General features: G+C 61.5%; 5 protein-coding genes and 1 rRNA gene. 5 read left to right on the top strand and 1 reads right to left on the bottom strand.

What is annotated here, in order from left to right; translation table 11 throughout:
• Positions 1-167, bottom strand: a 16S ribosomal RNA gene (locus AC3WN7_RS28495); the annotation flags it as partial.
• 375 nt (positions 168-542) lie between these two features.
• Here AC3WN7_RS28495 and AC3WN7_RS28490 point away from each other — a divergent pair.
• The 5 genes from AC3WN7_RS28490 (at position 543) to AC3WN7_RS28470 (ending at position 6353) form a co-directional block, all read left to right on the top strand.
• On the top strand, positions 543-827 hold the full coding sequence (locus tag AC3WN7_RS28490) for a DUF3077 domain-containing protein (RefSeq protein ID WP_095965786.1): 285 nt from the start codon (positions 543-545) through the stop codon (positions 825-827).
• A 399-nt stretch (positions 828-1226) separates the two neighbouring features.
• Complete coding sequence (locus AC3WN7_RS28485; RefSeq protein ID WP_056855147.1) at positions 1227-1703, top strand: formate dehydrogenase subunit gamma; 477 nt, start codon at positions 1227-1229, stop codon at positions 1701-1703.
• Positions 1703-3262, top strand: a complete 1560-nt coding sequence (locus AC3WN7_RS28480) for a formate dehydrogenase beta subunit (protein WP_095965787.1) — start codon at positions 1703-1705, stop codon at positions 3260-3262. Before AC3WN7_RS28485 ends, AC3WN7_RS28480 begins: the two co-directional genes overlap by 1 nt.
• On the top strand, positions 3259-6135 hold the full coding sequence (fdhF, locus tag AC3WN7_RS28475; RefSeq protein ID WP_102675840.1) for a formate dehydrogenase subunit alpha: 2877 nt from the start codon (positions 3259-3261) through the stop codon (positions 6133-6135). Before AC3WN7_RS28480 ends, fdhF begins: the two co-directional genes overlap by 4 nt.
• Positions 6132-6353, top strand: a complete 222-nt coding sequence (locus tag AC3WN7_RS28470; RefSeq protein WP_095965789.1) for a formate dehydrogenase subunit delta — start codon at positions 6132-6134, stop codon at positions 6351-6353. Before fdhF ends, AC3WN7_RS28470 begins: the two co-directional genes overlap by 4 nt.
• Positions 6354-6436 lie beyond the last annotated feature (83 nt).

Genomic DNA, 6436 nt, shown 5'->3' with positions numbered 1-6436 from the left:
ATTAGCGTTCCTTTCGAAACGTTGTCCCCCACTACCAGGCAGATTCCTAGGCATTACTCACCCGTCCGCCGCTGAATCAGAGAGCAAGCTCCCTTCATCCGCTCGACTTGCATGTGTTAGGCCTGCCGCCAGCGTTCAATCTGAGCCATGATCAAACTCTTCAGTTCAAACATCTTTGGGTTTTGAGAAAACCCTAAACTTGGCTCAGCAATCGTTGGTTACATCTTTGATTTCTCGCGGAGTAACTTGTGATGCTGATAATCTGTTGACTAGCAGTCTGACTCCACAAGCACCCACACGAATTGCTTGATTCAGTTGTTAAAGAGCGGTTGGTCAAGACCTTTCGTCTCAACCGAGGCGTGCACTCTACAGCAAACCCCTTTAAGCAGCAACCTTAAAAGCTTCTGATTTTAATAATAAAATCAACCACTTAAACCAAAACCAGCATCAAGCTGCTCGTTGGCGGGAGGCGAATAGTACAGCATTAAAATACGTGGTCAACCCCTGTCTAGAAATTCTTTTCCCTTACTGAACTCAAAACCATCGGCCTGGCACCCGCGATCTACTGTGCGGATCAAGCGCTGTTTCATGTCACTCGCGGCGTTCCTCTCGGCGATGCGTTGTCCATGGCCTCCGATTTTCTGTTCCTGGCCAAGACGCACACTGAAGATGCCGCTTATGCCAGAGACACTGATCGACACGCCTGGGCTGCAGATTATCTGACTTCGATGAGTAAGGCGTTGGTGGATGATGCGGTGAAGGTGCTTACTCGGGATCGGGATAATGGGCTGGCGCTTTCGCGAGCAGGCTCGCTCCCACAGGGTTAGCGGCGTACTTCAGCGCATCTGCTCCGTAGAATCGCCCCCGGTCCTGATGCTTCTTCTCACCTGTAATGCTTGCTATACATCAGCCATCGACAGGCCCTCCGGGCATTAGGCCAGTGTGTGAACGCCCCGTGCACCACTCATCTAGACTTAATGGATAGTCGTAGGCAGAACCGAGCACGTCGCTTTGGTGCAGGTCGATCAATAGCGGCGTGGCAAGCTGCCCTTTATGCCCAGTCGAGGTACGGCGAAGACCGTGCCGGGCACAACAAGATGCCCGCTCAGGGTGCCCTGGCCAACGGCCAAATTGCCACGATACCGTGACGTGGTGTGAGTGCCGCAGCCGACACTTTCGGACGACCGACGACCTTCTGGTTTGTCCGTGACCGTGAGGATTGCTGAATGCCTGATGAGATGTTGCACCTGCCTGTGGTCAACAGTTTGCTGGAGCGCCACAAGGGCTCTGCGGGTGCGCTGTTGCCCATTCTTCATGATATTCAGGAGCGTATCGGTTACGTCCCCGATGTCGCCGTCCCCGAGATTGCCCATGCCCTGAACCTGAGCCAGGCCGAGGTTCGTGGGGTGATCAGTTTTTACCATGACTTCCGTACCGCGCCGCCCGCGCGGCATATCCTGCGGCTGTGCCGGGCCGAGTCGTGCAAGAGTCGCGGTGCCGAGCAGTTGGCTGCGCAGTTGCGTGAGCGTCTGCAACTGGATGACCACGGCAGCAGTGCCGATGGCAGCATCAGTTTGCGGCCGGTGTATTGCCTTGGCGCTTGTGCCTGTTCGCCGGCTCTGGAACTGGATGGTCGGGTGCATGCGCGGCTCAGTGCCGAGCGTCTGGATGCCTTGCTCGACGCTTGCCGGGAGGACGCGTGATGCCAGCTTTCTATGTGTCTGGTGATTCGGTTGCCCGTGCCGTGGGTGCAGAAGATGTTGTGGTAGCCCTTATCACCCATGCCCGGGGACGCGTTGTGCCGCTGGAGATAAAACGCACCAGCTCGCGGGGCCTTTACTGGCTGGAACCACTGCTGGAAGTGGACACGCCGCAGGGCCGTTTCGGCTTCGGTCCGCTGACAGATGCTGATGTGCCGTCTGTGCTCGAAGCGCTCAAAGGCGACCCGTCTTCTCATCCACTGGCCTTGGGCCTGGTGGAAGAATTGCCTTATCTGAAGACTCAACAACGCCTGCTGTTCGCCCGCGCCGGCATTACCCGGCCGCTGTCGCTTGACGACTATCGGGCCCACGGCGGTTTCGAGGGTTTGAAAAGAGCCATCGCCATCGGAGGCGAGCAGACTGCAACTGAAGTATTCGATTCCGGCCTGCGTGGCCGTGGCGGCGCGGCCTTCCCCGCCGGGATCAAATGGCGCACGGTGCGTGCGACCGAAGCGGCGCAAAAGTACATCGTGTGCAACGCCGACGAAGGCGACTCCGGCACTTTTGCCGACCGCATGCTGATGGAAGGCGACCCCTTCCTGCTGATCGAAGGCATGGCCATTGCCGGCCTGTGCGTCGGTGCCACCTATGGCTACATCTATGTGCGCTCGGAATATCCGGATGCCGTGATCATCCTGCGCAACGCGCTGCAGATTGCTCGGAAGAACGGTTACCTGGGCGCCAATGTCGGCGGCAGCGGTCAGGCCTTCGATATGGAAGTGCGTGTCGGTGCTGGTGCTTACATCTGCGGTGAGGAAACCGCGCTGCTGGACTCTCTGGAAGGCAAACGCGGGATCGTGCGCGCCAAGCCGCCGATTCCTGCCTTGAAGGGGCTGTTCGGCCAGCCGACGCTGGTGCACAACGTGCTGACTTTGGCCTCGGTGCCGCAGATTCTGGCCAAGGGCGCGCAGTTCTATCGCGATTACGGCATGGGCCGCTCCCTGGGCACCATGCCCTTCCAATTGGCGGGCAATATTCGTCAGGGCGGGCTGGTGGAACGGGCCTTTGGCCTGACCCTGCGGGAACTGGTGGAAGACTACGGTGGCGGGACTGCCAGTGGCCGGCCGCTGAAGGCTGCGCAGGTGGGCGGCCCCCTTGGTGCCTGGGTGCCGCCGTCGCAATTCGACACGCCGCTGGATTATGAAGCCTTCGCCGCCATCGGCGCGATGCTCGGTCACGGCGGTGTCGTGGTGGCTGACGACACCCTGGACATGGCCCACATGGCGCGTTTCGCGATGGAGTTCTGCGCCGAGGAATCCTGTGGCAAATGCACGCCATGCCGCATCGGCTCGACTCGGGGCGTGGAGGTGATCGACCGCTTGCTGGCAGCGCCTGACCAGAACGGTCGCGATGAGCAGGTGATCATCCTCAAGGACCTGTGCGACACCCTGCAATACGGTTCGCTGTGTGCATTGGGCGGCATGGTTTCCTTTCCGGTCGCCAGCGCCCTCAAGCACTTCCCCGCCGACTTCGGCTTGCAGCCCTCGGAGGCCGAGCAATGATCACTCTCTTCGACCCGAACACCGATATCGACCTCGGCACTCCTGCCCGTGAGAGCCAGGTGCAAGTCACCCTGAGCATCGACGGCCGCAGCATCAGCGTGCCCGAAGGCACTTCGGTGATGCGCGCCGCTGCGCTGTTGGGCACCACCATTCCCAAACTCTGTGCCACCGACAGCCTGGAAGCCTTTGGCTCTTGCCGCATGTGCCTGGTGGAGATCGACGGCATGCGCGGCTACCCGGCGTCCTGCACCACGCCGGTCACTGAAGGCATGACCGTGCACACCCAGACGCCGAAGCTTGCGACCCTGCGCCGTAACGTCATGGAGCTGTACATTTCCGATCACCCGCTGGACTGCCTGACCTGCTCGGCCAACGGCAACTGCGAACTGCAAACCGTGGCCGGTCAGGTCGGCCTGCGGGAGGTGCGTTACGGCTATGAAGGCGACAACCATCTGGCCGACGTGAAGGACACGTCCAACCCCTACTTCGACTACGACCCGAGCAAGTGCATCGTCTGCAACCGCTGCGTGCGCGCCTGCGAAGAAACCCAGGGCACCTTTGCCCTGACCATCACCGGGCGCGGTTTTGAATCCCGGGTGGCGGCCGCCGGTGGGGATAACTTCCTCGACTCGGAATGCGTGTCCTGCGGCGCCTGCGTGCAGGCCTGCCCGACTGCGACCCTGATGGAAAAAAGCGTGGTCGAACTGGGCCAGCCCGAACGCAGCGTGATCACCACCTGCGCCTATTGCGGTGTGGGCTGCTCGTTCCGCGCCGAGATGAAAGGCGACCAACTGGTGCGCATGGTTCCGGACAAGAACGGCCAGGCCAACCACGGCCACTCTTGCGTCAAGGGGCGCTTTGCCTGGGGCTACGCCACCCACCCGGATCGCATCACCAAGCCGATGATCCGCAAGCACATCAACGACCCGTGGCAGGAAGTCAGCTGGGATGAAGCGGTGACCTACGCCGCCAGCGAATTCCGTCGGTTGCAGCAGAAATATGGCCGCGACTCCATTGGCGGCATCACCTCCAGCCGCTGCACCAACGAAGAAACCTATCTGGTGCAAAAACTGGTGCGCGCCGCGTTCGGCAACAACAACGTCGACACCTGTGCACGGGTCTGCCACTCGCCGACCGGTTATGGCTTGAAGCAAACCCTGGGCGAGTCCGCCGGCACTCAGAGTTTCGACTCGGTGATGCAGGCCGACGTGATCCTGGTGATGGGCGCCAACCCCAGCGACGCCCACCCGGTGTTCGCCTCCCAGCTCAAACGCCGGCTGCGTGAAGGCGCGCGGCTGATCGTCATCGACCCACGGCGCATCGATCTGGTGGACTCGGTGCACGCCCGCGCCGAATACCATTTGGCCCTGCGCCCGGGCACCAACGTCGCCATGCTCAACGCCTTGGCCCATGTCATCGTCACTGAAGGGCTGCTCAACCAGGCCTTTATCGACGCCCGTTGCGAGGGCAGCGATTTCGCCAGCTGGCGTGAGTTCGTCAGCCGCGAGGAAAACTCGCCGGAAGTGCTTGGCGCCATCTGCGGCGTGCCCGCGGCCGACATCCGTGCTGCGGCGCGTCTGTATGCCATGGGTGGCAATGCGGCGATCTACTACGGCCTCGGCGTCACCGAGCACAGCCAGGGCAGCACGGCGGTCATGGGCATCGCCAACCTCGCGATGGCCACGGGCAACATCGGCCGCGAAGGCGTGGGCGTGAACCCGCTGCGGGGGCAGAACAACGTTCAGGGCTCCTGCGACATGGGCTCCTTCCCCCATGAGTTGCCCGGTTACCGGCACATCTCCAACGAGGTGGTGCGGGCGCAGTTTGAACAGGCGTGGAACGTCACTCTGCAACCTGATCCGGGGTTGCGCATCCCCAACATGTTCGAAGCAGCGCTGGGCGGCAGTTTCAAGGGCCTGTATTGCCAGGGTGAGGACATCGCCCAGAGCGATCCGAATACCCAGCACGTCACCGCCGCTTTGTCGGCGATGGAATGCGTGGTGGTGCAGGATATTTTCCTCAACGAAACCGCCAAGTTCGCCCACGTGTTCCTGCCGGGCAGTTCGTTTCTGGAAAAGGACGGCACCTTCACCAACGCTGAACGGCGCATCTCCCGGGTGCGCAAGGTCATGGACCCTCTGGGCGGCAAGGCCGACTGGGAAGGCACGGTGGCCCTGGCCAATGCCCTGGGTTACCCGATGCACTACAAACACCCATCGGAAATTATGGATGAAATCGCCAGCCTGACGCCGACCTTCACCAACGTCAGCTACGCCGAACTGGATCGCCACGGCAGCCTGCAATGGCCGTGCAACGCCGAGGCACCGGACGGTACGCCGACCATGCACATCGAGGAGTTCGTGCGCGGCAAGGGGCGGTTCATGCTCACCGGCTACGTGCCGACCGAGGAGAAGGTCAACACTCGCTACCCGCTGCTGCTGACCACCGGACGCATCCTCAGCCAGTACAACGTCGGCGCCCAGACCCGGCGCACCGACAACGTCGCCTGGCACGACGAAGACCGCCTGGAGATTCACCCAACCGACGCCGAAAGCCGTGGCATCAACGAAGGTGACTGGGTCGGCATCGGCAGCCGCGCCGGGCAGACTGTGTTGCGTGCGCGGATCACCGAACGGGTCGCCCCGGGCGTGGTGTACACCACTTTCCACTTCCCGGAATCGGGGGCCAACGTGATCACCACCGACAACTCCGACTGGGCTACCAACTGTCCGGAGTACAAGGTCACGGCCGTCGAAGTCAGCCGCGTTTATCACCCTTCGGAGTGGCAAAAACGCTTCCAGGCCTTCAGCGATGAACAGCATCGTCTGCTCAAGGACCGGGCCCGTGGCGCCAAAGCGGAGGTACGCCGATGAGCACGGACAACCTGATCAAGATGGCCAACCAGATCGCCCAGTACTTCGCCAGCCAGCCGGACCAGCAACAGGCGGTGCTCAGCGTGCGCAATCACCTGCAGATGTACTGGGCACCGAGCATGCGCAAGGAATTGCTGGCCTGGCAGACGGAGCATAAAGGGGCGGACCTGCACCCGCTGGTGCAGGCGGCGGTGAGTGGGGCGGGATGGGGGGCTTAGTCTGAAGGAGCCCGGATGAATAACTGTGGGAGCGGGCTTGCTCGCGAAGGCGTCAATCCAGGCGACATTGATGTTGAATGTAC

The sequence above is a fragment of the Pseudomonas sp. FW305-70 genome, from assembly GCF_058783925.1.
This window is presented reverse-complemented; position numbering and strand designations above follow the sequence as displayed.

What these genes read in the sequence shown, in the direction of transcription:
- AC3WN7_RS28485 (WP_056855147.1), top strand. Translation starts at nt 1,227, where the DNA reads ATGCCTGATGAGATGTTGCACCTGCCTGTGGTCAACAGTTTGCTGGAG.
- AC3WN7_RS28480 (WP_095965787.1), top strand. Translation starts at nt 1,703, where the DNA reads ATGCCAGCTTTCTATGTGTCTGGTGATTCGGTTGCCCGTGCCGTGGGT.
- fdhF (WP_102675840.1), top strand. Translation starts at nt 3,259, where the DNA reads ATGATCACTCTCTTCGACCCGAACACCGATATCGACCTCGGCACTCCT.
- AC3WN7_RS28470 (WP_095965789.1), top strand. Translation starts at nt 6,132, where the DNA reads ATGAGCACGGACAACCTGATCAAGATGGCCAACCAGATCGCCCAGTAC.